Annotated in this window: 30 protein-coding genes; 10 read left to right on the top strand and 20 right to left on the bottom strand. The window is 60.6% G+C overall.

What is annotated here, in order from left to right; all coding sequences use genetic code 11:
• Positions 1 to 151: 151 nt before the first annotated feature.
• Positions 152 to 544, bottom strand: a complete 393-nt coding sequence (rpsI, locus tag G7026_RS01190) for a 30S ribosomal protein S9 (protein WP_181068817.1) — start codon at positions 542 to 544, stop codon at positions 152 to 154.
• A 14-nt stretch (positions 545 to 558) separates the two neighbouring features.
• Positions 559 to 987 carry a 50S ribosomal protein L13 gene (gene rplM, locus G7026_RS01185; protein WP_019342644.1) on the bottom strand — a complete coding sequence of 143 codons (429 nt, stop codon included), beginning with the start codon at positions 985 to 987 and terminating at the stop codon, positions 559 to 561.
• Positions 988 to 1,330: 343 nt separating this feature from the next.
• On the opposite strand from rplM, the gene G7026_RS01180 reads away from it, so the two are divergent.
• Positions 1,331 to 2,368 carry an NADP(H)-dependent aldo-keto reductase gene (locus tag G7026_RS01180; protein WP_181068816.1) on the top strand — a complete coding sequence of 346 codons (1,038 nt, stop codon included), beginning with the start codon at positions 1,331 to 1,333 and terminating at the stop codon, positions 2,366 to 2,368.
• Between the two features lie 125 nt (positions 2,369 to 2,493).
• Positions 2,494 to 3,171 carry an energy-coupling factor ABC transporter permease gene (locus tag G7026_RS01175; RefSeq protein ID WP_181069221.1) on the top strand — a complete coding sequence of 226 codons (678 nt, stop codon included), beginning with the start codon at positions 2,494 to 2,496 and terminating at the stop codon, positions 3,169 to 3,171.
• On the opposite strand, the gene yacG is transcribed toward G7026_RS01175, so the two are convergent.
• From yacG to pilB, 5 genes are all read right to left on the bottom strand, one after another.
• Positions 3,172 to 3,369 carry a DNA gyrase inhibitor YacG gene (gene yacG, locus G7026_RS01170; protein WP_181068815.1) on the bottom strand — a complete coding sequence of 66 codons (198 nt, stop codon included), beginning with the start codon at positions 3,367 to 3,369 and terminating at the stop codon, positions 3,172 to 3,174.
• Positions 3,366 to 3,974 (bottom strand): dephospho-CoA kinase, encoded by a 609-nt coding sequence (gene coaE / locus G7026_RS01165; protein ID WP_181069219.1) that lies wholly within the window; start codon positions 3,972 to 3,974, stop codon positions 3,366 to 3,368. Before coaE ends, yacG begins: the two co-directional genes overlap by 4 nt.
• Positions 3,975 to 4,091: 117 nt before the next feature.
• On the bottom strand, positions 4,092 to 4,967 hold the full coding sequence (locus tag G7026_RS01160) for a prepilin peptidase (protein ID WP_181068814.1): 876 nt from the start codon (positions 4,965 to 4,967) through the stop codon (positions 4,092 to 4,094).
• A 3-nt stretch (positions 4,968 to 4,970) separates the two neighbouring features.
• Entirely contained in the window at positions 4,971 to 6,188 is a 1,218-nt protein-coding gene (locus G7026_RS01155) for a type II secretion system F family protein (protein WP_181068813.1), read from the bottom strand.
• A gap of 3 nt (positions 6,189 to 6,191) precedes the next feature.
• Positions 6,192 to 7,895 carry a type IV-A pilus assembly ATPase PilB gene (pilB, locus tag G7026_RS01150; protein ID WP_181068812.1) on the bottom strand — a complete coding sequence of 568 codons (1,704 nt, stop codon included), beginning with the start codon at positions 7,893 to 7,895 and terminating at the stop codon, positions 6,192 to 6,194.
• A gap of 225 nt (positions 7,896 to 8,120) precedes the next feature.
• On the opposite strand from pilB, the gene G7026_RS01145 reads away from it, so the two are divergent.
• On the top strand, positions 8,121 to 8,597 hold the full coding sequence (locus G7026_RS01145) for a pilin (protein WP_181068811.1): 477 nt from the start codon (positions 8,121 to 8,123) through the stop codon (positions 8,595 to 8,597).
• A 151-nt stretch (positions 8,598 to 8,748) separates the two neighbouring features.
• Positions 8,749 to 9,198: a pilin gene (locus G7026_RS01140; protein ID WP_181069217.1), complete on the top strand. Its 450-nt coding sequence runs from the start codon at positions 8,749 to 8,751 to the stop codon at positions 9,196 to 9,198.
• A 255-nt stretch (positions 9,199 to 9,453) separates the two neighbouring features.
• Here G7026_RS01140 and cysN read toward each other — a convergent pair whose 3' ends face one another.
• The 3 genes from cysN to G7026_RS01125 all read right to left on the bottom strand — a co-directional run bounded on the left by cysN (position 9,454) and on the right by G7026_RS01125 (position 13,262).
• On the bottom strand, positions 9,454 to 11,355 hold the full coding sequence (gene cysN, locus G7026_RS01135) for a sulfate adenylyltransferase subunit CysN (RefSeq protein ID WP_181068810.1): 1,902 nt from the start codon (positions 11,353 to 11,355) through the stop codon (positions 9,454 to 9,456).
• 99 nt (positions 11,356 to 11,454) lie between these two features.
• Entirely contained in the window at positions 11,455 to 12,372 is a 918-nt protein-coding gene (gene cysD, locus G7026_RS01130) for a sulfate adenylyltransferase subunit CysD (RefSeq protein WP_181068809.1), read from the bottom strand.
• 131 nt (positions 12,373 to 12,503) lie between these two features.
• Positions 12,504 to 13,262 (bottom strand): Nif3-like dinuclear metal center hexameric protein, encoded by a 759-nt coding sequence (locus G7026_RS01125; RefSeq protein WP_181068808.1) that lies wholly within the window; start codon positions 13,260 to 13,262, stop codon positions 12,504 to 12,506.
• 107 nt (positions 13,263 to 13,369) lie between these two features.
• Between G7026_RS01125 and algW the strand changes: the two genes are divergently transcribed.
• The gene (gene algW, locus G7026_RS01120; RefSeq protein ID WP_181068807.1) at positions 13,370 to 14,530 is read left to right on the top strand and encodes a Do family serine endopeptidase AlgW; all 1,161 of its coding nucleotides are present in this window, start codon (positions 13,370 to 13,372) and stop codon (positions 14,528 to 14,530) included.
• 44 nt (positions 14,531 to 14,574) lie between these two features.
• Here the strand turns inward: algW and hisC are convergent, their stop codons facing one another.
• The 10 genes from hisC to G7026_RS01070 form a co-directional block, all read right to left on the bottom strand.
• A complete protein-coding gene (hisC, locus tag G7026_RS01115; RefSeq protein ID WP_181068806.1) occupies positions 14,575 to 15,636 on the bottom strand; it encodes a histidinol-phosphate transaminase in 1,062 nt (353 codons plus the stop codon).
• Positions 15,637 to 15,746: 110 nt separating this feature from the next.
• On the bottom strand, positions 15,747 to 17,057 hold the full coding sequence (gene hisD, locus G7026_RS01110) for a histidinol dehydrogenase (protein WP_181068805.1): 1,311 nt from the start codon (positions 17,055 to 17,057) through the stop codon (positions 15,747 to 15,749).
• Between the two features lie 164 nt (positions 17,058 to 17,221).
• On the bottom strand, positions 17,222 to 17,848 hold the full coding sequence (hisG, locus tag G7026_RS01105) for an ATP phosphoribosyltransferase (protein WP_181068804.1): 627 nt from the start codon (positions 17,846 to 17,848) through the stop codon (positions 17,222 to 17,224).
• A gap of 86 nt (positions 17,849 to 17,934) precedes the next feature.
• Positions 17,935 to 19,200 (bottom strand): UDP-N-acetylglucosamine 1-carboxyvinyltransferase, encoded by a 1,266-nt coding sequence (gene murA, locus G7026_RS01100; protein WP_181068803.1) that lies wholly within the window; start codon positions 19,198 to 19,200, stop codon positions 17,935 to 17,937.
• Between the two features lie 100 nt (positions 19,201 to 19,300).
• Complete coding sequence (locus G7026_RS01095; RefSeq protein ID WP_181068802.1) at positions 19,301 to 19,540, bottom strand: BolA family protein; 240 nt, start codon at positions 19,538 to 19,540, stop codon at positions 19,301 to 19,303.
• Between the two features lie 83 nt (positions 19,541 to 19,623).
• The gene (locus G7026_RS01090; protein WP_181068801.1) at positions 19,624 to 19,956 is read right to left on the bottom strand and encodes an STAS domain-containing protein; all 333 of its coding nucleotides are present in this window, start codon (positions 19,954 to 19,956) and stop codon (positions 19,624 to 19,626) included.
• Positions 19,949 to 20,599, bottom strand: a complete 651-nt coding sequence (locus G7026_RS01085) for an MlaC/ttg2D family ABC transporter substrate-binding protein (protein ID WP_181068800.1) — start codon at positions 20,597 to 20,599, stop codon at positions 19,949 to 19,951. The genes G7026_RS01090 and G7026_RS01085 overlap by 8 nt, the downstream gene beginning before the upstream one ends.
• A gap of 11 nt (positions 20,600 to 20,610) precedes the next feature.
• Complete coding sequence (mlaD, locus tag G7026_RS01080) at positions 20,611 to 21,069, bottom strand: outer membrane lipid asymmetry maintenance protein MlaD (protein WP_181068799.1); 459 nt, start codon at positions 21,067 to 21,069, stop codon at positions 20,611 to 20,613.
• Complete coding sequence (gene mlaE, locus G7026_RS01075) at positions 21,069 to 21,866, bottom strand: lipid asymmetry maintenance ABC transporter permease subunit MlaE (protein ID WP_181068798.1); 798 nt, start codon at positions 21,864 to 21,866, stop codon at positions 21,069 to 21,071. The genes mlaD and mlaE overlap by 1 nt, the downstream gene beginning before the upstream one ends.
• Positions 21,859 to 22,674, bottom strand: a complete 816-nt coding sequence (locus G7026_RS01070) for an ATP-binding cassette domain-containing protein (RefSeq protein ID WP_181068797.1) — start codon at positions 22,672 to 22,674, stop codon at positions 21,859 to 21,861. The genes mlaE and G7026_RS01070 overlap by 8 nt, the downstream gene beginning before the upstream one ends.
• Positions 22,675 to 22,939: 265 nt before the next feature.
• Between G7026_RS01070 and G7026_RS01065 the strand changes: the two genes are divergently transcribed.
• Genes G7026_RS01065 through lptB form a run of 5 tightly spaced genes read left to right on the top strand, consistent with a single transcriptional unit; the run spans position 22,940 to position 26,280 of the window.
• Entirely contained in the window at positions 22,940 to 23,917 is a 978-nt protein-coding gene (locus tag G7026_RS01065; RefSeq protein WP_219858257.1) for a KpsF/GutQ family sugar-phosphate isomerase, read from the top strand.
• Positions 23,917 to 24,441, top strand: coding sequence for a KdsC family phosphatase (locus tag G7026_RS01060; protein WP_181068796.1), 525 nt, complete (start codon positions 23,917 to 23,919; stop codon positions 24,439 to 24,441). Before G7026_RS01065 ends, G7026_RS01060 begins: the two co-directional genes overlap by 1 nt.
• 9 nt (positions 24,442 to 24,450) lie before the next feature.
• Positions 24,451 to 25,023, top strand: a complete 573-nt coding sequence (gene lptC / locus G7026_RS01055) for an LPS export ABC transporter periplasmic protein LptC (protein WP_181068795.1) — start codon at positions 24,451 to 24,453, stop codon at positions 25,021 to 25,023.
• Entirely contained in the window at positions 25,010 to 25,555 is a 546-nt protein-coding gene (gene lptA, locus G7026_RS01050; RefSeq protein ID WP_181068794.1) for a lipopolysaccharide transport periplasmic protein LptA, read from the top strand. Before lptC ends, lptA begins: the two co-directional genes overlap by 14 nt.
• Positions 25,555 to 26,280, top strand: a complete 726-nt coding sequence (gene lptB / locus G7026_RS01045; RefSeq protein ID WP_181068793.1) for an LPS export ABC transporter ATP-binding protein — start codon at positions 25,555 to 25,557, stop codon at positions 26,278 to 26,280. The genes lptA and lptB overlap by 1 nt, the downstream gene beginning before the upstream one ends.
• The last annotated feature ends 74 nt before the right edge of the window (positions 26,281 to 26,354 follow it).

Genomic DNA, 26,354 nt, shown 5'->3' with positions numbered 1-26,354 from the left:
CCCCTGACAAGGTAATAGCCAGACACAAACAGCCTGCAAGCCTTTATAAATAAGACATTGAGCGCGCGACATGCTGTCGCATCAATGAATCGAAGGGCAAAAAAAAACGCCCGGATTCGAACGAACCAGGGCGTTTTCTTCGCAAGCGAGATTAACGCTTGGAGTACTGAGGACGCTTACGCGCCTTGCGCAGACCAACTTTCTTACGCTCGACTTCGCGTGCATCGCGAGTCACGAAACCGGCCTTGCGCAGCGCAGGGCGCAGGGTTTCGTCGTATTCCATCAACGCCCGGGTGATTCCGTGACGAATCGCGCCGGCCTGACCGCTCACACCGCCACCCAGAACAGTGACATACACGTCGAACTTTTCGACGGTAGAAGTCAGCTCGAGCGGCTGACGAACGACCATGCGAGCGGTTTCACGCCCGAAGAAGTTGTCCAGCTCGCGGTTGTTGATAGAAATCTTGCCAGTGCCCGGACGCAGGAATACGCGTGCGGTTGCAGTCTTGCGACGGCCAGTGCCGTAATTTTGAGTCGCCGACATAATGAACTATTCCGTTAAATCTTCAGTTCTTGGGGCTGCTGAGCGGTGTGAGGGTGGTTGGCACCCTTGTAGACCTTCAGCTTGCGGTACATGTCGCGACCCAGCGGATTCTTCGGCAGCATGCCCTTGACCGCGGTCTCGATCACACGTTCAGGCGCCTTGGCGATCAACTTTTCAAAGTTGATCGACTTGATGCCACCCGGGAAACCGGAGTGAGAGTAGTACATCTTGTCGGTAGTCTTTGCACCGGTCACGCGCACTTGCTCAGCGTTGATTACGACGATGTAATCGCCAGTATCAACGTGCGGGGTGTATTCCGCCTTGTGCTTGCCACGCAGACGGCTGGCAATTTCGGTAGCCAGACGACCCAGGGTCTGACCAGCAGCGTCGACGACAAACCAGTCGCGCTTGACGGTTTCCGGTTTAGCAGTAAAAGTCTTCATTCGTTATAGCCTCAGGGGCCGCCCTGAAAATAAGACGGCGAATCTTACTGAATAGTGCTCGCCCTGACAAGCAGGGCAGCCGGAAACAGACGCTATCGGGGGCTCGGGTCAGCGCGTCCGCTACGGCGGAGGTTCGGTAGGCTAGGCATCCCCTACCTTCATTTCGCCGGGCTAGGCATCCCCGGCGAGAAGCTGCGCAATTATCCGGATAATCGGCAGAATAGCAACCGCTTTTAAACATCTACTTCATGCAGCTCGCCGCCGCACACCCAGACTTCCAATAGCCTCCCTCTCTGGCGTTCAATGACCCCTACCTTTATCGACACCGCCAAGAGGAGTCACCATGGAATTGCGCAAACTCGGCCGCTCGAACCTGAACGTCAGCTCCCTGTGCCTGGGCACCATGACCTGGGGCGAGCAGAACAGCGAAGCCGAGGCCTTTGTCCAGATCGACCGCGCCAAAGCCGCAGGCATCAACTTCATCGACACCGCAGAGATGTACCCGGTACCGCCGAAGAAGGAAACCTACACCGCCACCGAGCGCATCATTGGCAACTATTTCAAAGCCCGCGGCAACCGCTCCGACTGGATACTGGCCAGCAAGATCGCAGGTCCCGGCAATGGCATCGACTACATTCGCGGCGGCAATCCGAAGATGAACCGCCAGCACATCGCCGCCGCGGTTGATGCCAGCCTCGAGCGCCTGCAGACCGACTGGATCGACCTCTACCAACTGCATTGGCCGGAACGCAGCACCAACTTCTTCGGCCAGCTTGGTTACCGCCACAAGGAACAAGACTTCACACCCCTGCAGGAAACGCTCGAAGCGCTGGAAGAACAAGTCAAAGCTGGCAAGATCCGCCATATCGGCCTGTCCAACGAGACACCCTGGGGCGTCATGACCTACCTGGCGCTGGCCGAAGCCCGGCAATTGCCCCGCGTCGTATCTATCCAGAACCCCTACAACCTCCTCAACCGCACCTTCGAGGTGGGGCTGGCCGAGGTAGCCATTCGCGAACAATGCGGACTGCTCGCCTATTCACCGCTGGCCTTCGGCATGCTGTCGGGCAAGTACGAAGGCGGTGCCCGCCCCGCCAATGCCCGGATCAGCCTGTTCAGCCGCTTCACCCGGTACACCAACCCGCAATCGGAAGCCGCATGCTCGCACTACGTCGCACTTGCCAGGGAGCACGGACTCGACCCCGCACAAATGGCGCTGGCCTTCGTCACCCAGCAACCGTTCGTGACCAGCAATATCATCGGCGCAACCACAATCGAACAATTGGAAAGCAACTTGGCCAGCGCCGAGATCAAGCTATCCGATGAACTGATCGCCGCGATCAACGCCATCCACACCAGCCAACCCAACCCCGCGCCTTAATCAGTTTGTCCCCGCCGGCCCTCGCAACCACCTGACGACCTTTCGTGTCGTAACTGCATAGACAGGTGGTTGCCAGGCCTCAGTTGCCGCTCGCAGCCTGGACATACATATCGGGTGTGCCCCTCATGATTTCCGCTGAACTGCTTTCGGGCTCGTCCCTGCTCACCGGCTGGGTGATCTACTGCTTGGCGCTCAGTTGGGCGGTCATCCGTGCGCCCTGGGTAGAGCTATTCAGCGACACGCGCCGACAACATCTGCTGTTCGGCTCGGTACTGGCGATCTTCCTGCTATGGCTGGTACGCCGGGATTTCGAGTCAGGCTTATCGTTCCATTTCATAGGCCTGACGGCAGTCACCCTGCTGCTCGACTGGCCACTGGCGATTCTTGCAGCCTTTTTGGCTCAACTTGGCCTCATGGTGCTGGGTCACCAGGACCTGGGCGCGATCGGCATGAACGGAATTCTGCTGATCCTGATCCCGGTCGCCGTTACAGAAACGTGCGCCCTGCTTGTGGAGCGCAGGCAACCGAAGAACCTCTTCGTCTATATCTTCTTTTCCGGCTTTTTCCCGGCAGCCCTTGCAGCGCTGTTCTGCATACTGGCATCGCTAGGCGTGCTGCTGCTGGATGGTCGCTACCTTATGCCGCCTTGGCTCGACGACTTCGCCGGCTACATCTGGCTGGTGATGTTCCCAGAGGCTTTCATCAACGGCACAGCTGTCACAGCGCTCGTGGTGTTCTACCCGGACTGGCTGGAAACCTTCAACCGCAGCCGCTACCTGCAGGCGCCCTGGAAAAATCCCTGATCAGTGGCGCTGCGGCGGCAGGTCTTCGGAAAACACCTCGTCTTCCAGCTGATCACCCGGTATGGCATGCGCCTCGGACGCCCAGGCGCCCAAATCGATCAGCTTGCAGCGCTCCGAGCAAAATGGGCGTTGCGGGCTTTGCGGCCCCCACTCGACCGGAGCTCCGCAGGTTGGGCATTCGACCACTGTAGCGTTCACGGCTGACCTCCCCGTAGCGTCAGATAAAAAGAATGCAGGCGTTCGACCTCGGCGTTGAGCCAGGCCAGATCGCGATCATTGACCAATACGTCGTCGGCATGGCGTAGACGCTCCGCTCGCGAAGCCTGGACCTCGAGAATCGCTCGTGCTTGCGCTTCGCTCACCCCGTCACGCTGCATGGTGCGCTGGAGTTGCAGCGCTTCGGGCACATCGATCACCAGGATGCGCTGCGAAATCCGGTGCTGCCCGGACTCCACCAACAATGGCGAAACCAAAATGGCATACGGCGATTCGGCCAGCGACAAGTAGCGAGATATCTCTTCACCAATAAGAGGATGGAGCAAGGCTTCGAGCCATTTGCGCTCCTCGGGGTCCTGGAATACACGCCCCCGCAGCGCGGCGCGGTCCAGGACGCCATCAGCCCGCAATATCTGCTCACCGAAGTGTTCGACGATCCGTTCCAACGCCGGCCGCCCTGGTTCGACCACCCAGCGCGCAGCATGGTCGGCGTCCACCAAGTGAACACCCAACGCGGCAAAGCGCTCGGCCGCCGCGCTCTTACCGCTACCAATGCCGCCGGTCAGTCCAAGAATCCAGGGTTTCATCGATTCAGCGCGCCCACAAAAAGGACGCGCAGTAGTAACGCCTTCGGCTTCGACGTGCAAGCAGAGGGAGACGAAACTCAAAAATGCGACCGATTCAGGGAGTCGGCAGAACTTGCGTCAGTTATTGAAGCCAGCAAACTGCAGGTAGTTCGCCGTGATAACATCGCCCCAGAGCAAGGCGATCCAGCCAGCGATGGCGAGGTAGGGCCCAAAGGGTATCGGCGTGCCCTTCCCCGCTCGCTGAAGGCGCAGCACAATACTGCCCAGCACAGCGCCGACAAGCGACGACAGCAGAATGGTGAGCGGCAAGACCTGCCAGCCTCCCCAAGCACCGAGCATGGCGAGCAACTTGAAATCGCCATAGCCCATCCCCTCCTTGCCGGTCACCAGCTTGAACAGCCAATAGACCGACCAGAGCGCCAGATAGCCTGCAACGGCGCCCCAGACCGCATCCTCGAGGGAAACGAACAGCCCGCCGACATTGACGATCAGGCCCAGCCAGAGCAGCGGCAACACCAGATCATCCGGCAGCAGCTGGTGATCGATGTCGATCAGACTCATTGCCAGCAGGCCCCAGGTCAACAGAAGCATTGCGCCTGCCTGCCAGCCGAAGCCGAAATGCCAGGCGACATAGCCCGAAAGCAACCCGCAAGCCAGCTCTACCAAGGGATAGCGCTTGCTGATCGGCGCCTTGCAACTGGAGCACTTGCCCTTGAGCGCCAACCAGCTGACCAGCGGAATGTTTTCCCAGGAACGGATCTGATGGTTGCAGTGCGGGCAGCGCGAGCGCGGGACGACGATATTGAAGCGTGCGCCCTGCGGCTCGGCAGGCAACTCGAGCACCTCCCGCGCCTGCCGTTGCCAGTCGCGCTGCATCATCAGCGGCAGCCGATGGATGACGACGTTGAGGAAGCTACCGACCAGCAGGCCAAGAACGGCGACACAGAAAACAAAGGCCAGCCCGTGGCTGGCCAGAAGATCAATCAAATCCATAGTTCAGACTACAGAGCCCAGCTGGAAGATTGGCAGGTACATCGCGATGATCAGGCCGCCAATTAACACACCGAGGATTGCCATGATTATGGGCTCCATCAGGGCAGTCAGACCATCCACCATGTTGTCAACTTCAGCCTCGTAAAACGATGCAACCTTTCCAAGCATCTCATCAAGTGCGCCGGACTCCTCACCAATCGCCGTCATCTGAATGGCCATACTAGGAAAAGTACCGGTAGTACGCATCGAGAAGTTCAACTGCATACCCGTAGATACATCGTTTTTGACCTTCATCGTGGCGTTGCGGAACACCACGTTTCCGGTAGCTCCCGCGACGGAGTCCAATGCATCGACAAGTGGCACACCTGCGGCGAATGTCGTAGACAGAGTACGGGCGAAACGAGCGATTGCAGATTTGTAAATAATGTCCCCGACTATTGGTAGCTTCAAAGCCACCCGATCCACCCAGTTACGGAATTTCTCTGAACGTTTATGCGCCTCTCGGTAGCCAAATCCAATTGCAAGCAAAATTATCGCGACAACAAACCACCACTCCTGCAATGCTTCAGAAAGGCCAATCACCATCAGCGTAAACGCGGGCAGTTCAGCGCCAAAGTTGGAAAAGACATCCTGAAACTGAGGCACAACCTTAATAAGCAGGATCGCCGACACGATGAGCGCTACGACCACCACCGCTATGGGGTAATTCATCGCCTTCTTGATCTTGGCCTTCAATGCTTCGGTTTTTTCTTTATAGGTAGCGACGCGATCCAACAAGGTTTCCAACGCGCCAGACTGCTCGCCTGAGTCGACCAAGTTGCAATAGAGATCGTCAAAATATTGCGGTTTTTTGCGGAGCGAAGCCGCAAAACTATTACCCGCCGCCACCTCCTGCTTTAGATCGTCTACGAGCTTGCGCATATTGGGATTATCGAATCCCTCCCCGATAATATCGAAGGACTGCAGCAGCGGCACCCCCGCCTTCATCATCGTCGCCATCTGCCGGGTAAACAAGGCAATGTCCATCGGTTTGATTTTTTTGCCGGCGCTGAATAGCGATACGCTCTTCTTGCGCACCTTCTGGGGATTGATACCCTGCTTGCGCAGCTGCGCCTTGACCAGGGCCGGATTGACACCACTGAGCTCGCCCTTGAGCTTCGCCCCTTTGCGGTCAGTGCCTTCCCAGACAAAAACGCTGTTCTTTATCGCTTTCTGCGCCATGTGTTAGTCCTTGGTCACCCGGTTCACTTCTTCCAGGCTGGTCACGCCCTGCATCGCCTTCAGCAATGCTGAGGTCCGCAGATCGTTGAAGCCGTCTTTGCGCATCTGGGTGGAGATATCGATGGAATTACCGTCTTCCATGATAATGCGCTGCAAAGCGGGCGTGTTTTTAACCACTTCATAAATACCGACACGGCCTTTGTAACCGCCTTTGCAATTTTCGCAGCCGACGGGACCGTAGATTTTGAAAGTGCCAATGGAGGCCTCGGGGAATCCCTCGCGCAGCAACGCATCGCGGGGCACCTCGACTTCCTTCTTGCAGCTGCTGCAGAGCTTGCGCGCGAGTCGCTGAGCGATGATCAGGTTGACCGAGGTAGCGATGTTGAACGCTGGCACGCCCATGTTGCGCAACCGCGTCAGGGTTTCAGCAGCGCTATTGGTGTGCAAAGTCGACATCACCATATGGCCGGTCTGAGCGGCCTTGATTGCAATCTCCGCTGTTTCCAGATCTCGGATCTCGCCCACCATGATGATATCTGGGTCCTGACGGAGGAAAGCACGCAGCGCCTGGGAGAAGTCCATACCCTGCTTCGGGTTTACGTTGACCTGGTTGATACCCTCAAGGTTGATCTCGACCGGATCCTCCGCCGTGGAAATATTCACGTCCACCGTATTAAGGATGTTCAAACCGGTGTATAGCGATACGGTCTTGCCCGAGCCAGTAGGCCCAGTAACCAGAATCATCCCCTGAGGCTGGGACAATGCATTCATATAGAGCTCTTTTTGACTCTCCTCGTAACCCAGCGCGTCGATCCCCATCTGAGCGCTGGAGGGGTCGAGGATCCGCATTACGATTTTCTCGCCCCATAGCGTCGGCAGGGTGTTGACCCGGAAGTCAATGGCCTTGGTCTTGGACAACTTCATCTTGATACGGCCGTCCTGCGGCTTGCGGCGCTCGGAAATATCGAGGCCGGCCATGACCTTCAAGCGAGCCGATATACGCGGCGCCAGCTGAATCGGAGGCCTGGCCACCTCATGCAAAATGCCGTCGGTACGCAGACGCACGCGATAGGCCTTTTCATAGGGTTCGAAATGCAGGTCGGAGGAACCGCCACGGATGGCATCCAGAAGCATTTTATTGACGAAACGGACGACCGGGGCATCATCTGCCTCCCCTCCGGCGTCGTCGCTCTTGGCATCCTCACCGACCGTCTCGACATCGACGCCGTCGAGATCGACATCCCCCAGGTCTTCCAGCCCACTCGACCCATTGTCGAAAAACTTGTCGATCGCATCCCCAAGCTTGTCGTCCTCGACGAGGATCGCTTCGGTAGTAAGCCCTGTGCTGAACTGAACGTCAGTAATCGCCTGGTGGTTGCTTGGGTCAGAAACGCCCAAATAAAGCTTGTTGCCGCGCTTCCAAAGGGGCAACACACGATGCTGGCGCACCAGCTTTTCGCTGACGATATCCTTGGGCTGGTTGTCCTTGTCCAGCACCGAGAGGTCCATGAAGGCGATACCGAACTGTTCGGCGGCCAGCTCCGCGACGTCGCGCCCCTTCGCCATCTTGTTCTGGACGACATAGGTCACCAGCGACAGCTTGTTGCGGACCGCCTGCTGCTGCGCCTGCTGGGCACGCTTTTCGTCGAGAAGCCCGGCCAGGACCATTTGCTTGCCCAAGCCGGATAGGGAAATGTGTTCGCTCATGGAGGCCTCGCGATGGATCAGTGCACGCCTTATAGCGCAGAAGCCGACTCAATCCAAACGCCAACGAGCTGAGTGACCAAAAGTGTCAGTAATGGAGAATTAAGGAAATCGGAATGATTTGAGCCGCCTATGAAAGGCCGCATTTCTTGGGGTTTCGAAAGTTGGCACGGCGACTGCAACACCCTTGGCAGGCTGATGCCTAACCACACCTCCAAGGAGATACACATGAAAGCTCAGATGCAGAAAGGCTTCACTCTTATCGAACTGATGATCGTGGTTGCGATCATTGGGATCCTGGCCGCCATCGCCATTCCGCAATACCAAGACTACGTTGCTCGTTCGCAAGTAACCCGCGTTGTTAGCGAAGTCAGCGCGCTGAAGACCGCAGCCGAAGCTGCCCTGCTGGAGGGCAACGAAATTGTCTCCCTTGATGAGCCGGGCCCTAACCAGGTTGACCTTGGATTTACCCAGTCCAACCTTCTGGAAGACGAGGGCAAAGCGCAAATCGAAATTACTGACGGCACTAGCGACACCCCCACGATTACTGCAGTACTCGGTGGCAATGCCGGTGCATCGGTACGAGGCGCCACTGTAGCCATTAGCCGCAACGAACAAGGCGTTTGGACCTGCGTCACTACCCCAGCGCAAACTAACGGCTGGAAAGACAGCTACGCCCCCAACGGCTGCCCTGTAACTCCGTAACGCAGTAGCTCAGCCTTCATAGGCCAAGCAAAGCAAAGCCCCGCCAGTGATGGTGGGGCTTTTTTTCTGACAGTTATCTCTGCCAGGCCGAGATTTTGCCTGGAGTTGAGCCAATGACATACATGTTACCAATGTCGAAGCGAGCAGCGTCGTGAGTAAAAAATCTACCGAACTTTCAAAAGGATTTACGCTTATCGAGCTGGCTGTGACCGTTTCGATCATAGGAATACTCGCAGCCGCAGCCATCCCTGTTTATCAGGATTATGTGCTGAAAGCGCAGGTTGAACGTGCGCTTGCGGAACTGGGTTCCTACCGAACCCCAATCGAAGCCACACTGGCAGCCGGAAGGCTAGAAGTTACCGACAGCTCTATAGGGTATAGGCCTTCAGATTTGGTAGAGGCTACTGGCGCTACCGTTGCTACGTTCGAGGAGAGCGGAGTAGGTACGCTTCAAGCAACGCTTGCCAACAGGGCGAATTCGTCCATACAAGGCACTACTATCACCCTAACCCGTGATACCAATGGCAGCTGGACGTGCGCCGTCGATGCCTCTTCCGCACCTCGCTGGAAAAACTCATTCTTACCCAAAGGATGCAACTAGCCCGGCAGGTAGCCCTGTAGGGCTGGTGAAACCCGTGCGGTTACCCATCGCCTGATCGGCCACACAAAACCCTGCCCTCACCGGCGGTTTTGTTTTTGCCGGTATGTCCGGACGATGGCGTCGCTGAATACGCTTGGCGGGTTGCACCCGCCCTACGGTTTGGCTCCCTACCGGTTACACCCCCGTTGGGGCCGTAACGCTAAGGTCGAAAACGAAAACGCCCCGCATGGCGGGGCGCAGTTACTCGGTTCCTGCTCAGATCGCGCCGCGCTGGCGAAGCAGTTCGATCACCTTCTTCACACCCTCTTCAAGGGGCACGTCTTCGGTGTCGATGACCACATCAGCCACCTCAGGCTCGTCATACCCAAATGTGACGCCCGGAATATTTTCGCCTCCCGCCGCGTACAACCCCTGCGGATCGCGCTGCTTGCAGGTTTCGGCCGATGCCTTGACGTAAACCGTCAGCAAGCGGTCGTGACCAATCAATGCTTTCGCCTGCTCGCGACCTTCAGCATCCGGCGCAACGAAGGCCGCCAGGGTGATCAGCCCCGCTTCGTTGAACTGACGCGCCACATGCGCAGCACGGCGCCAGTTTTCGGTACGGCCGGCGCGATCTTGCGGCAAGCCTTTGTTCAGGTCGTGGCGCAGGTTCTGGCCGTCGAGCACGTAGACTGCGCGCCCCATGTCGAACAGCTTGCGCTCCACCGCATAGGCGAGCGTGCTCTTGCCGGCGCCCGAAAGGCCGGTGAACAGCACGGTGGCTGGTTGCTGGCCGAAGCGGGCGGCACGCTCTTCGCGGCTGACGTGGGCGAGCGCGCCATGGCTGCCACTGGTGTTCTGGCCGTCCAGCGGGTCGGCGATGATCATGCCGGCGCCGACGGTGCCGTTGGTCAAGCGGTCGATGACGATGAAGGCACCGGTGGTGCGGTTTTGTTCGTAGCCATCGAACGCAACCGGTGCATCGAGGGCGATCTTGACCTTGCCGATCTCGTTCAGCTGCAGGCTGCTGGCCGCGCCGTGCTCGAGGGTGTTCACGTCGACGCGATGGACGATGCTGGCAATCGAGCCAGGCACGTAGCTGGTGGCGCGCTTGATGTCGTATTTCTTGCCCGGAAGCATCGGTTCCTCAGCCATCCACACCAGCATGGCTTCGAAGTTGTCGTCAATGCGCGGGCGGTTGTCGCCGTGTACCAGCATGTCGCCGCGCGAAACGTCGATTTCGTCTTCAAGCGTCAGGGTGACAGCCTCACCCGGCGTCGCCTGCTCCAACTCGCCGTCGAACGTGACGATGGACTTGACCCTGCTGCCCTTCCCCGAGGGAAGGACGACCACTTCGTCGCCCTTGCGCACGACGCCGCTGGCGAGCGTGCCGGCAAACCCCCGGAAGTTGAGGTTCGGCCGGTTCACGTACTGAACCGGGAAGCGCAGGTCGTCGAAATTGCGGTCGCCGGCGATTTCCACCGTTTCGAGAATTTCCATCAGCGCCGGCCCGGTGTACCACGGCGAACGCTCGCTCTTGTTCACGACGTTGTCACCCTTGAGGGCGGACATCGGCACGAAATGCAGCGAGGTCGGCTTGAGCTCAATGCGCTCGGCGAACGACAGGTAATCGGCCCGGATCTGCTCGAAGACCTGCTGGTCGAAGCCGTTCAGGTCCATCTTGTTGATGGCGACCACGATGTGTTTGATGCCCAGCAGCGAGGCGATGAAGCTGTGGCGCTTGGTCTGGGTCTGCACGCCGTAGCGGGCATCGACCAGGATGATCGCCAGGTCGCAGGTGGACGCGCCGGTGGCCATGTTGCGGGTGTACTGCTCATGGCCGGGGGTGTCGGCAATGATGAACTTGCGCTTGGCGGTGGAGAAGTAGCGGTAGGCCACATCGATGGTGATGCCCTGTTCGCGCTCGGCCTGCAGACCGTCGACCAGCAGCGCCAGATCAACCTCATCACCAGTGGTGCCGACCTTTTTCGAATCGCGGGTGATGGCTTCCAGATGATCCTCGTAGATCATCTTGGAGTCGTGCAACAGGCGACCGATCAGCGTGCTCTTGCCGTCGTCTACGTTGCCGCAGGTGAGAAAGCGCAGCAGTTCCTTGCGCTCGTGCTGGGCCAGGTACGCGAGGATGTCCTCGCTGATCAGTTCGGATTGGTGACTCATTCGCTATAGCTCCACGCTGCAGCCGAAGGGTGCAGCTAGCCTGAATTCTGTTTTATCAGCCGATACGGGCACGCCCGCGAGTTCGTTGTCCGCTGGACTTTAGAAATAGCCCTGCCGCTTTTTCTCTTCCATCGAGCCAGCGGCGTCGTGATCGATGACGCGGCCCTGGCGTTCGGAGGTTCGGGTCAGCAGCATCTCCTGGATGATTTCCGGCAGGCTGGTCGCAGTCGATTCCACGGCGCCAGTGAGCGGGTAGCAGCCCAAGGTGCGGAAACGGACCATGCGTTTTTCGATGCGGCCCTTCTCCTCTTCCGAGAGGTGTTCGAGGATGCGCTCGTCATCGATCATGATCAGTGTGCCGTTCTTCTCGATCACCTCGCGCTCGGCGGCGAAGTACAGGGGGACGATGGGGATCTGCTCCAGATAGATGTATTGCCAGATATCCAGCTCGGTCCAGTTCGACAGCGGGAACACCCGGATCGACTCGCCCTTCTTCACATTGCCGTTGTAGACGTTCCACAGTTCGGGGCGCTGGTTTTTCGGATCCCAGCGATGCTTGCTGTCGCGGAACGAATAGACACGTTCCTTGGCGCGGGATTTTTCCTCGTCCCGCCGAGCACCGCCGAACGCGGCGTCGAAGCCGTACTTGTCGAGTGCCTGTTTGAGCCCTTCGGTCTTCATCACATCGGTGTGCTTGGCACTGCCGTAGGTGAAGGGGTTCATGTCCTGAGCCACGCCCTCGGGGTTGATGTGGGTGATCAGGTCCAGGTCCATCTCATCGACCATGCGCTCACGGAAGCGATACATTTCCTGGAACTTCCAGCGCGTATCGACGTGCAGCACCGGGAACGGCAGGCGCCCCGGGAAGAAGGCCTTGCGCGCCAGGTGCAGCATGACCGCCGAATCCTTGCCGATCGAATAGAGCATCACCGGATTGTCGAACTCGGCAGCGACTTCGCGGATGATGTGGATGCTTTCCGCCTCCAGCTGTTTGAGATGCGTCAGTTTGTCGACCATGGCTACTCACGAGGTAAAAAAATGGGCGGCCGGCGGGCCGCGAAACGCCGCACTCTAGCACGGCGAAAAATTCTAATCAGGCCTGTACCTATACCAAAAAGCTCTATGGTTATACCCTTGGCCAGTGCTGGTCACACCGGGTTCGGAATGTCGATGAACAGGTGTTCGATAGCGAAGCGGCGCGCCAGATAATCCCCAAGGGCCTGCACACCGTAGCGTTCCGTCGCATGATGGCCGGCGGCAAAGAAACTGATGCCGTTCTCTCGGGCGATGTGCACGGTCGGCTCGGACGCCTCCCCGGTCAGGTAGGCATCGACCCCGGCAGCCACCGCTTGGTCGATATACCCCTGGGCTGCACCGGTGCACCAGGCGACCCGCCGGATCAGTCCGGAACTCTCGATCATCAGGGGCTCACGGCCGAGCGCCTCATGGAGGCGATGCATGAAATCCATCGGCGTGAGGGGCGAATCCAGCGAGCCAACCAATCCGACCGACTTAGGATTATCGGGCTCCAGCGGCCCCTCGATGGTCAGCTCGAGCAGGCGCGCAAGCTGAACGTTATTGCCCACCTCCGGGTGTACGTCGAGTGGCAGGTGATACGCCAGCAAGCTGATGTCGTGGGTCAGCAGCGTCTTTAACCGGCGCTGCTTCATGCCCACCACGCGAGGATCCTCGTTTTTCCAGAAGTAGCCATGGTGGACGAGGATCACGTCGGCCTCGGCCTCTACCGCCGCGTCGAGCAATGCCTGGCTGGCGGTAACTCCGCTGACGATGCGACGTACCTGCGGTCGCCCCTCGACCTGCAGCCCGTTGGGACAGTAATCGGCGATCCGGGCGGCGTTCAGATAGCGATCCGCCTCGGCGACCAATGTGTTCAACGCGATGGCCATCAATAAATCCTCTTTGACGTGCACGCTGCAATCTTCATGCAGCTTCGTATAATGCCGCCACCTTAAGGGCCGCTCCCACTGCCCGCAACTTACCGGACCTGGACGCAATGACCAACGCCCTGCGTTTTTATGGCTGGCCTCTTGTGGCCGGCGTGCTCGTAGCCTTGCTGATTATCCAGCGCTACCCGCACTGGGTCGGTCTGAGCCCCCACGAATACAGTCTGCACCAAGCACCGCGGACGATCATGCAGCAGCAGGGGCCGCACTCCTATGCCAGCGCGGTCAGCAGCGCCGCGCCGTCGGTTGCCAACCTCTACACCACGAAGATGACCAGCCAGTCCGAACACCCAATGATCAAGGATCCGGTGTTCCGCCGCTTTTTCGGCGAAAGCCTGCCACGCCAGCGACGTATCGAGAACAGTCTGGGTTCGGCGGTGATCATGAGCCCTCAGGGCTATCTGCTGACCAATAATCACGTGACGGCCAACGCGGACCAGATCATCGTGGCGCTCAAGGACGGTCGCGAGACGTTGGCACGCGTGATCGGCAGTGACCCGGAGACCGATCTCGCCGTGCTCAAGATCGATCTGGACAAGCTGCCCGCCATCACCTTGGGACACTCCGACAGTATCCGCATCGGCGACGTAACCCTGGCGATCGGCAACCCGTTCGGCGTCGGCCAGACGGTGACCATGGGCATCATCAGCGCCACCGGACGCAATCAGCTGGGCCTGAACACTTACGAAGACTTCATCCAGACCGACGCGGCGATCAACCGAGGCAACTCTGGCGGCGCGCTAGTCGATGCCAACGGAAATCTGATCGGCATCAACACCGCGATCATTTCCGAGTCCGGCGGCTCACAGGGCATCGGTTTCGCAATCCCGGTCAAGCTGGCACTGGAGGTGATGAAGTCGATCATCGATCACGGCCAGGTGATTCGCGGCTGGCTAGGCGTAGAAGTGCAATCACTGACGCCGGAACTGGCCGAATCCTTTGGCCTCGAAGGACGCCCCGGTATCGTGGTGGCTGGCGTCTATCGCGACGGCCCGGCCGAACGTGCCGGCCTGCAGCCCGGCGACCTGATCCTCAGCATCGACAATGCCAGGGCGGTGGATGGGCGCAGCTCGATGAACCAGGTCGCCCGCGCACGCCCGGGAAACAAGATCGCCATCGAGATTCTGCGCAATAACAAACCGATGACCCTGACCGCCGAGGTAGGAATGCGCCCGGTCATCACCGCCGAGCCCGACAAGCCGGACGAATGACCCGCGCGCGGTCAGCCCTGCCGCCGCAGCAGGACTGACCGGCCTCAGGCCGACAGGATGGAACCCAGGGCGTCGAGCAGTGCCTGATTCTGCTCCGGCGCACCAATGGTGATGCGCAGGAATTGCGCGATCCGCGGCTGCTTGAAGTGGCGCACGATGATGCCCTGCTCGCGCAAGGCCCCCGCTAAGGCTGCCGCATCCCGTTGCGGGTGGCGGGCGAAGATGAAGTTCGCAGCCGAGGGCAGCACCTCGAAGCCCAGCGCCTGCATCCGCTCGACAAGCAATTCGCGGCTCTCTATCACCCGGGTACAGGTCTGCTGAAAGTATTCCCGGTCGGCGAATGCAGCGGCCGCGCCGGCAATCGCGACGCGGTCGAGAGGATAGGAATTGAAGCTGTTCTTGATCCGCTCCAGCGCCTCGATCAGCTCGGGCTGACCAATCGCGAGGCCGACCCGTAGCCCGGCCAGCGACCGGGACTTGGACAGGGTCTGGGTCACCAGCAGATTGGGGTAGCGCTGGACCAGTGCGACGGCCGTCTGGCCGCCAAAATCGATGTAGGCCTCGTCAACCAGTACCACTGAATCCGGATGGGCTTGCAGCAGGCGCTCGATCGCCTCCAGCGGCAGCAGGCAGCCAGTTGGCGCGTTGGGATTGGGGAAGATGATTCCGCCATTGGGGCGGTCGTAATCCTCGATGCGGATCTGGAAGCTTTCATCGAGCGCGATGGGCTCGAAAGGAATACCGTAAAGCCCGCAGTACACGGGATAGAAGCTGTAGCTGATATCCGGGAACAGCAACGGCCGGCCATGCTGGAACAGCCCGTGAAACGCGTGCGCCAACACCTCGTCCGAACCATTGCCGACGAACACGTGGCTGCTGGGCACCTGGTAGAAGTCCGCTACCGCCTGCCTGAGCTGATCGCCGCTCGGGTCGGGATACAGCCGCAGGCCGTCGTCGAGCTGAGCACGCATCGCCTCGAGCGCTTTGGGCGAAGGTCCGTACGGGTTTTCATTGGTGTTGAGTTTGACCAGCCGGGTCAGCTTCGGCTGCTCGCCCGGCACATAGGGCACCAGGTCCTTGACGAAAGGGCTCCAGAATTTGCTCATCCGCCCTTCTCTCCTCGAATGTGGTCGGTTTGCCATAGATCCTCAAGGTGGACAAGAAAAGCGTTGCCACCCTGCGATCTGACTTGTCATTTGCAGCCTGAAGCGTGCCGCTAGCCCTTGATCCGGTATTCCGCGCTGCGCGCATGGGCCGTCAGCGACTCCCCACGAGCGAGCACCGAGGCGACCTTGCCCAGTTCGGAAGCGCCGTCGGCGGAGCAATGAATGATCGACGAGCGCTTCTGAAAGTCGTAGACGCCCAGTGGCGACGAGAAGCGTGCCGTGCCGGAGGTCGGCAGCACGTGGTTCGGCCCGGCGCAGTAATCACCGAGCGCTTCGGCGGTATAACGTCCCATGAAGATCGCGCCGGCATGGCGAATGTGCGGCAGCCACTGCTCAGGGTCGGCGACTGACAGCTCCAGGTGTTCCGGAGCGATGCGGTTGGCCACCTCGACCGCCTGCGCCATGTCCGCCACCTTGATCAGCGCGCCACGCCCTTCGAGCGAGGTGCGGGCGATGGTTTCACGCTCCAGCGTCGGCAACAGCCGCTCGATGCTCGCCGCCACACGGTCGAGGAACGTGGCGTCGGGGCTGACCAGGATCGATTGTGCGTCCTCGTCGTGTTCGGCCTGGGAGAACAGGTCCATGGCGATCCAGTCCGGATCGGTCTGGCCGTCACAGACCACCAGAATCTCGGAGGGTCCGGCGATCATGTCGATGCCGACCTTGCCGAACACGTGGCGCTTGGCGGTGGCCACGTAGATGTTGCCGGGACCGACGATCTTGTCCACCGGCGGTACGCTCTCGGTGCCATACGCCAGCGCTGCGACTGCCTGTGCGCCGCCAATGGTGAAGACACGGTCGACGCCCGCGATCGCCGCGGCAGCCAACACCAGCTCATTGAGCTCACCACGCGGCGTCGGCACCACCATCACCACTTCCGGCACGCCGGCGACCTTCGCGGGGATCGCATTCATCAATACCGAAGAGGGATAGGATGCTTTGCCGCCTGGCACATAGAGCCCGGCACGGTCGAGCGGCGTGACCTTCTGGCCGAGTACCGTGCCGTCGGCTTCGGTGTACTGCCAGGAGTCCTGCTTTTGCTTCTCGTGATAGCTGCGCACCCGTGCAGCGGCCGTTTCCAGCGCAGCACGCTGCTGTGGGGTGATGCGCTCCAGCGCTCGCTCAAGGCGAGCACGCGGCAAAATCAGGTCGGCCATAGACGCGACTTCCAACCCATCGAATCGCTGGGTGTACTCGACCAGCGCCGCATCTCCGCGCTGCCGAACCGCCGCGATGATTTCAAGCACCCGCTGATTGACGCCGTCGTCCGAGACACTTTCCCAGCTGAGCAGATGATCGAGATCCCGTAGGAAATCAGGATCGGCAGCGTCGAGTCGGCGAACAGCGCAGGGATGGGTCATAACGGGCCTCATGGTGGCAGGGCACACGGGTTGGATTATTACGGTGGGCTGGGCGGCCGGTCATGGCTCAGGTACCCGCAAGGGGCAACCAGATTACCAAGCCCGAATCCGGGCCACTCGGTATTTCGGCTATCAAGCGAATAGCGTGAGCGCAAAGTACTGGACTAGCGCGCCTCGACCGCCGTACGCAACGCGTCGATCAGCGCCTGGATACGGGCGTGCTGCATTTTCATCGAGGCCTTGTTGACCACCAGCCGCGAGCTGATCGTGGCGATCAGTTCCTGGGGCTCGAGGCCGTTGGCCTTGAGCGTATTGCCGGTATCTACGACGTCGATGATCTTGTCAGCCAGTCCGACCAGCGGCGCCAGCTCCATCGAGCCATAGAGCTTGATGATGTCGACCTGGCGGCCCTGCTCGGCGTAGTAACGCTTGGCGACGTTGACGAACTTGGTCGCCACCCGCAGGCGCCCCTTGGGCTCAGCTGCGCCGACCTTGCCGGCAGTCATTAGCTTGCAGCGGGCGATCTGCAGGTCGAGCGGCTCGTAGAGACCCTGGCCGCCATACTCCATCAGCACGTCCTTGCCGGCGACGCCGACATCCGCCGCACCATGCTCGACATAGGTCGGCACGTCGGTGGCACGGACGATGAGCAGGCGCACATCGTCCTGAGTGGTGGGGATGATCAGCTTGCGGCTCTTGTCCGGATTCTCGGTCGGCTCGATACCGGCGGCCGCCAACAACGGCAGCGTGTCGTCGAGAATGCGTCCCTTGGACAGGGCGATGGTCAGCATGGCGAATCCTTAGAAAGTACCCGGCGTACGCCGGTCGGTCGCAACCGCGAGCCAGCGGCCGAACAGCCGCCGGCGAGGTCAGGCCGTTAGCCCGGTACCCGGCGAATCTTGGCGCCGAGCAACTGCAGCTTCTCCTCGATGCACTCGTAGCCGCGATCGATGTGGTAGATGCGGTCGATCAGCGTATCGCCCTGGGCGACCAGCCCGGCGATCACCAGGCTCGCCGATGCGCGCAGATCGGTAGCCATCACGGGGGCGCCCTTGAGCTGCGGTACGCCAGTCACGATCGCCGTGTTGCCTTCGACGAGAATCTGCGCACCCATGCGGTTCATTTCATAGACGTGCATGAAGCGGTTTTCGAATACCGTCTCGATGACCGTACCGGTGCCCTCGGCCACTGCGTTCATCGAGATGAACTGGGCCTGCATGTCAGTCGGGAAGGCTGGGTAAGGCGCCGTACGCACGCTGACGGCCTTTGGCCGGTTGCCCTTCATGTTCAGTTCGATCCAGTCGCTGCCGGTATCGATGAAGGCGCCGGCCTCTTCCAGCTTGAGCAGCACGGCTTCGAGGATCGTAGGATCGGTATCCTTGAGCTTCACGCGGCCACCGGTCGCGGCGGCGGCGACCAGGTAGGTCCCGGTCTCGATGCGGTCCGGCATCACGCTGTAGCGACCGCCACCCAGACGCTTGACGCCGTCGATGGTGATGGTCGCGGTGCCGGCACCCGATACCTGTGCCCCCATCGCATTGAGGAAGTTGGCCAGATCGACCACCTCGGGCTCGCGCGCGGCGTTTTCGAGAACGCTGCGACCGTTGGCCAGCGCGGCAGCCATCATGATGTTCTCGGTACCGGTCACGCTGACGGTATCGAAGAAGAAGTGCGCGCCACGCAGGCCGCCGGCGGGCGCCTTGGCCTTGATATAACCACCTTCGACATCGATCTGCGCGCCCATCGCCTCGAGCCCGCGAATGTGCAGGTCGACCGGACGCGAGCCAATGGCGCAACCACCGGGCAGCGCCACTTCAGCTTCACCGAAGCGCGCGACCATCGGGCCGAGCACCAGAATCGACGCACGCATGGTCTTGACCAGCTCATAAGGCGCGACCAGTGTCCGGATGCTGCTGGCATCGACCTCGACGCTGAGCTTTTCGTCGATAACCGGCTGCACGCCCATGCGACCGAACAGTTCGATCATGGTGGTGATGTCGTGCAGGTGTGGCAGGTTGCAGACGGTGACTGGCGTGTCGGCCAGCAGGGTGGCTGCAAGAATCGGCAGCGCTGAGTTCTTGGCACCGGAGACGCGGATCTCGCCATCGAGACGGGAGCCACCGGTAATTAGCAATTTGTCCATGGGTTTCCCATAGCGGGCCAGAGGCCGTCTCGAAGGGAACGCGCAGCCGGTGATTCGGGGGCGCGCGTCCGGGTCTGTTTTCGGATACGCCGAAACGCTGTCAGGCGCGCTGCGCCCAATCGGTACTGCTGAAAAATTTCATGGTCACCGCATGGATGCTGCCATCGGCGATCCAGGGGTTCAGGTGGGCATAGATCTGCTGCTGGCGCTTGACCGGCCCCAGGCCGGCCAGCTTGTCACTGATGACGTTCAGCTGGAAGTTGCAGCCTTCCCCTTCGACTTCCACCTGGACTCCCGGAAGCTTCTCTTCCAGGAAGTTTTTCACTTCTGCAGCCTGCATGTTCAACCTCGATCGGCGACGGACGCGCACGGCCGCCCATCATACAAAAAACCCTGCGAGGTGCACAGCCGATGAAAGTAGGGTCAGACCGAAGCAGGCTCCGCAACGACTTCCTCGAAGACGAGCACTTCGCGCAGACCGTAAACCCCTGCCATCTCACGCATGTCATCGGGTAGCGCGACGATCCTCAGCTGCCTTCCGACCGCCATCGCATCACGCTGATAAGCCAGCAGTAGCGACAGCCCGACGCTGCTGGACTGCTGCACGCCGGAACAATCGATGGTGATCGCTGGAGTCGTCGCCTTGCGGATCAACGCCTGGCCAGCCTGACGCAGCGCCGCTCCACTGCGGTAGTCGAGCACGCCATCGAGCCGCAGCTCGCCCGGCGTGATCTCGGTGATGCGTGCATCACTCATCGCCGGTAGCCTGCTGGCCCGCCTCGGTTTCCCTGGCCTGCGCCACGACCTGAGCCCAACCGTCGATGGTCTTGTCGAGGTCGCCACCGTTGCGCTGCATGCTGTCGGCGAACTGATCACGGAACAGCTTGCCCACATTGATGCCGTTGATGATCACGTTGCGCACGCGCCAGTCGCCACCGACCTTGACCATGGTGTATTGCACCGGATAGACAGTGCCCTGGCGGTCGACCACTTCCATGCCGACGCTGGTCCGCTCCGGATCCTGCTTGCCACTAGCTGGCAGCACACGAATCTGCTGGTTGTCGTACTCGAGCAGGGCGTTGCCATAGAACTGCATCAGACTGCGCTTGAAGTTTTCCTCGAAGCGCTTCATCTGCTCGGGCGAGGCCTGGCGCGAATAGCGTACCGTCATGATGCTGCGCGAAATGCCTTCGGCGTCCACCACCGGCCCGAGGATTCCGTTGAGGGCGTCGTAGAACGCGCCCGGCTCGCTGCGGTATCTGTCCTTGTTTTCCTTCAGATCGGCCAGCAACTCGTCAGTACTTTGCTGGATCACTTGATGGGCACTTGGCGCCGCCAGGGCAACCATCGGCACGCTGGCAAGCAGGACCAGCAAACCACGACGCAAGGCTTTCAGCATGTCGAAACTCCTCATTCTCTATTGACCGAATTCAGCAAAAATTTGCCAATCAGCTCTTCCAGCACCAGCGAGGACTGGGTATCGCGAATGGTGCTGCCATCCACCAACAGCTCGTCATCGCCGCCCACGCTGAGACCGATATATTTTTCACCGAGCAGGCCTGCAGTCAGGATCGAAGCGGTCGAATCCATCGGCAGCATGTCCACGTCCTTGCGCACTTCCATGGTCACGCGACCGGTGAAACTGTCGCGATCCAGGTCGATGGCCGTGACCTTGCCAATGGTGACGCCCGCCATGGTCACCTTGGATCTGACCGTGAGTCCGGCGATATTGTCGAAATAGGCGTAAAGCTTATAGGTATCGGTACCGGAAACGCTCAGCCCGCTGACCCGCAACGACAGCAGCAGCAAGGCCAGCAGCCCGGCCATCAGGAACAGACCGACCCCTATCTCCAGAGTGCGGATTCGCATCAGAAATCTCCAAACATCAACGCAGTCAAAATGAAATCGAGCCCCAGTACCGCCAGGGAGGCGTACACCACGGTCCGGGTAGTCGCTCGGCTGATACCTTCGGAGGTCGGCTCGCAATCGTAGCCCTGGAACACGGCGATCCAAGTCACCACGAGGGCGAACACAACGCTCTTGATCACCCCGTTGAGCACATCGGAGGTGAAGCTCACGCTGTTCTGCATGTTGGCCCAGTAGGACCCTTCATAAACACCCAGCCAGTCCACGGCGACCACCGCGCCCCCCCAGATGCCGACGACACTGAAGATCACCGTCAGCAGCGGCAGCGAGATGAAGCCAGCCCACAGCCGCGGCGCGATGATGTACTTGAGCGGGTCGACACCGATCACCTCCAGGCTCGACAGCTGCTCGGTGGCTTTCATGTTGCCGATCTCGGCCGCCAGCGCAGAACCCGCGCGCCCAGCGAACAGCAGCGCCGTGACCACCGGCCCGAGTTCGCGCAACAGGGTCAGGGCAACCATCTGCCCGACGGCCTGCTCCGAACCATAGCTGGCGAGGATGCTGTAGCCCTGCAGCGCCAGCACCATGCCGATGAAGATGCCCGACACCACCACGATCGCGAGCGACAACACGCCAACCGAGTACAACTGGCGAACCAGCAACTCCAACGAATTGTTGAGCCCGCCGCGACCGAACAGGGCATGCCCCATGAACAGCGTCGAACGCCCCAGCGCGGCCAGAACGTCGAGACCGGCACGCCCGAACAGCCCGACCCGGTCGAGCAGAGAATGCTTACGCATCGGCACCTCCGAGCAGGTCATCGGCGTAACCCGACGCAGGATAATGGAAGGGCACCGGCCCATCGGCCAGCCCCTGCATGAACTGGGCGATTCGCGGATCGTTCGAGTGTTTCAATTCCTCAGGCGAACCCTGCCCCAGCACCTGGCCGTCCCCCACCACATAGATGTGATCGGCGATGCTGGCGGTCTCGGCCAAATCGTGGGACACCACGATGCTGGTGATGCCCAACGCATCGTTGATCAGGCGGATCAGCCGCACCAGCACGCCCATGGCGATGGGGTCCTGCCCGGCGAAGGGTTCGTCATACATCAATATCTGCGGATCCAGCGCGATCGCACGAGCCAGCGCGACGCGGCGCTTCATGCCTCCCGACAGCTCGTCCGGCATCAACTCCACGGCGCCACGCAGGCCAACCGCCTGTAGCTTCATCAGCACGATGTCGCGAATCATCTCGTCCGGCAGCTTGGTATGGACCCGCAGCGGAAACGCGACGTTCTCGAACACGTCCAGATCGGTGAACAGCGCGCCGCTCTGGAACAACACGCCCATGTGCCTGCGCATCTCGAACAGCTCGCTGCGCGACAATGCCGGCAGATTCCGCCCAGCGACCCACACCTCGCCGGATGTCGGCATCAATTGCGCGGCGATCAGACGCAGCAACGTGGTCTTGCCGCAGCCGGACGGCCCCATGATGGCCGTCACCTTGCCCCGCGGAATGGCGATATCGACATTATTGAAAATGCTGCGCTCGCCGCGCTTGAAGGTGACGCCCTTCAGCTCGACGGCAATATCATTGGCAGCGCTCATCTAATCTCCTTGCATGCAGCCTGCAGAACAGACGATCTCCGCCGGCTTGGAGATACTGTTGCGCGCGACCTTTTTCGGGCGCGAACTATAGCACCGCGCCCGGAACGCCCCAAACGTGGAGCGTGTCGCCAGATTACAGATACGACTTTCGTTCAGGGCCGGTTCAGCTTGGGTTCGGCCCTGGAATCGCTGCCAACACCGCGTTTTCGATGAGCGGCGCTCGCTTTGTCGCTATAATCCCGCGTTTTAGCCAGACCTTCGCATCATGACGAGCCAGAGCAGCCAACTGATCGACACCGCCCAGCGCACCATTCGCCTAGAACTCGAGGCGGTAGAGCAGCTAAAGAACCGCATCGACGACAACTTCGTGCGCGCCTGTGAGTTGATCCTGGCCAGCAAGGGTCGCGTCGTGGTGGTCGGCATGGGCAAGTCCGGCCACATCGGCAACAAGATCGCCGCAACGCTGGCCAGCACCGGCACCACCGCCTTTTTCGTCCATCCGGCCGAAGCGAGCCATGGCGACATGGGTATGATCACCCGCGATGATGTGGTCCTGGCCTTGTCGAACTCGGGCAGCACCAGCGAGATCGTCACCCTGCTGCCGTTGATCAAACGCCTCGGGATCACCCTGATCAGCATGACTGGCAACCCCGAGTCCGTGCTCGCCAAGGCGGCAGCGGTCAACCTCGACGCCAGCGTCTCGATCGAGGCCTGCCCACTCAATCTCGCCCCGACCTCCTCTACAACCGCCTGCCTGGTGCTCGGCGACGCCCTGGCGATCGCCCTGCTCGAAGCCCGCGGATTCACCGCCGAAGACTTTGCCTTCTCCCATCCCGGCGGCGCACTGGGTCGACGCCTGCTGCTCAAGGTCGAGCACGTCATGCACAGCGGTGAGCGCCTGCCCCAGGTCAAGCGCGGCACATCGGTACGCGACGCGCTGCTGGAAATGACCGAAAAAGGGCTGGGCATGACCGTCGTGCTCGAAGAGGACGGCCGCCTCGCCGGGGTGTTCACCGATGGCGATCTGCGCCGAACCCTGGACAAGGGTATCGACGTGCGCCAGGCCCGCATCGATGAAGTCATGACCATGCACGGCAAGACCGCCCGCGCCGACATGCTCGCCGCCGAGGCACTGAAGATCATGGAAGACCATAAGATCAGCGCACTGGTGGTCGTCGACGAGGCGGATCGGCCCACCGGCGCGCTCAACATGCATGACCTGCTGCGCGCGGGGGTCATGTGATGGATGCCGCCCTGCTGCAACGCGCCGCCGGTGTACGCCTGGCCATTTTCGACGTCGACGGCGTGCTCACCGACGGCAAGCTGTATTTCCTCGTCGACGGCAGTGAGTTCAAGACCTTCAACACCCTCGACGGGCATGGCATCAAGATGCTGATCAACTCCGGCGTACGCACCGCGATCATCAGCGGGCGCAAGACACCGGTAGTCGAGCGTCGCGCTCAGAATCTCGGCATTCAGCACCTGTACCAGGGGCGCGAAGATAAACTCGTGGTGCTCGATGAACTGCTCGCCGAACTGGGGCTTGGCTACGCTGACGTCGCCTACCTGGGGGACGACCTGCCGGATCTGCCGGTCATGCGTCGCGTCGGCCTTGGAATGGCGGTCGCGAGCGCCGACGGCTTCGTTCGTCAGCATGCCCACGGCGTCACCCAGGCCCGGGGCGGTGAAGGCGCGGCGAGGGAGTTCTGCGAACTGATCATGCGCGCCCAAGGCACGCTCGAAGCGGCCCAGGCAGCTTATCTATAGGGGTTCAGCATGCTGCGCAAACTTCGCCTTCCCGTCGGCCTCGCCCTGATTGCAGCCGTACTGGTCGCTGTGGGTTACTGGAACATCCGTCCGGAAACCTTCATGCAGTCACCACCGGTAGCCAACACCGAAGAGCCCGAGGTTGACTTCTATGTCGTCAACTCGCGCACCGTGCAGTATCAGCCCGACGGCAACCGTCATTACGAGCTGACCGCCGACCGGGTCGAACACATCAAGGCCAGCGATATCAGCCTGCTCACTCGCCCGGATCTGAACCTCTACCGCGGCAGCGACTTGCCCTGGCACGTGCGCAGCGACCGGGGAGAAGTGTCACCGGAAGGTACCGAGGTTGAATTGATCGACAACGTGCGGGTCGAACGCACCGACGAAAAAGGCCGGCCGACGATCCTGACCACCAGCAGGATGACGGTATTGCCGGATGAGCAATATGCGCAGACCGAGCAAGCCGTTAGAATCGAAGCCGCCAACGGGGTCACCACGGCGACCGGTATGAAAGCGTATTTGAATGACGGCAGGATGCTCCTGTTGTCCAACGTAAGAGGCCAGCATGAGGTTCGTTAAACCCCTTTCCCTTCTCAGCCTGGCGGCGGCTCTGCTGGCCAGCACGAACCTCTGGGCACTGCCCGAAGACCGCAACCAGCCGATCCGCGTTCAGGCCGACAGCGCCGAGCTCGATGATCGCCAGGGCGTGGCCGTCTACCGTGGCGACGTGGTCATCACCCAGGGCTCGATGAAGATCACCGGCAATACCGTTACCATCACCCAGAACCAGAACGGCGACGTCGAGGTGTTTACCGCCGTCGGCAGACCGGCCTATTACGAGCAGAAGCCGGCCGCCGACAAGCAGATCGTGCAGGCCTACGGCCTGACCATTCAGTATTTCGCCAGCAACGAGCGCATCGTACTGCTCGACCAGGCGCGCGTGGTTCAGGAAGGCAACACCTTCGAAGGCGAGAAAATCGTCTATGACACGCAGCGCCAGATCGTCAATGCCGGCCGCGCCAGCGGTGCCGAAGTCTCCACGCCTCGCCCGCGGGTAGACATGGTCATCCAGCCGCGCAAGCGTGAACAGGCGGCGGAGCAAAGCGAGTAATGGCGACTCTCAAAGCCCAGCATCTGGCCAAGAGCTACAAGAAGCGACAAGTCGTGCGCGATGTCAGTCTGTCCATCGAAAGCGGGCAGATCGTCGGCCTGCTGGGCCCCAACGGGGCCGGCAAGACCACCTGCTTCTACATGATCGTAGGGCTGGTCAACGCCGATCAGGGCCGCGTCATGATCGACGACCAGGACCTCACCCACCTATCCATGCACGGCCGCGCGCGCGCCGGGATCGGCTACCTGCCCCAGGAAGCCTCGATCTTTCGCAAGCTGAGCGTCGCGGACAACATCATGGCCATTCTCGAGACCCGCAAGGATCTCGACCGCAGCGGTCGCCAGCAGGCGCTCGAATCACTGCTGCAGGAATTTCACATCAGCCACATCCGCGATAGCCTGGGCATGAGCCTGTCGGGCGGCGAGCGGCGCCGCGTGGAAATCGCTCGCGCGCTGGCGACTGCGCCGAAATTCATCTTGCTCGACGAGCCCTTCGCCGGCGTCGACCCCATCTCGGTCGGCGACATCAAGCAGATCATCCATCACCTCAAGGCCAAGGGCATTGGCGTCCTGATCACCGATCACAACGTCCGTGAAACGCTGGATATCTGCGAAGTGGCCTATATCGTCAGCGAAGGCCAACTGATCGCCGAAGGCGACTCGAACGCAATCCTCGCCAATCAACTGGTCAAGGAAGTGTATCTGGGGCACGAATTCCGCCTGTGATGGCGGTTTTTTTGCTGGCCTTCGGATTCGGGTCTAGGCAAAGCCTTCATAACCGGGCATATAATTTGCTTTCT

Source organism: Stutzerimonas azotifigens, assembly GCF_013522725.1.
Lineage (GTDB): Bacteria > Pseudomonadota > Gammaproteobacteria > Pseudomonadales > Pseudomonadaceae > Stutzerimonas > Stutzerimonas azotifigens_A.
The sequence above is the reverse complement of the archived record's forward strand: the minus strand, read 5'-3'. Positions and strand labels throughout refer to the sequence as shown.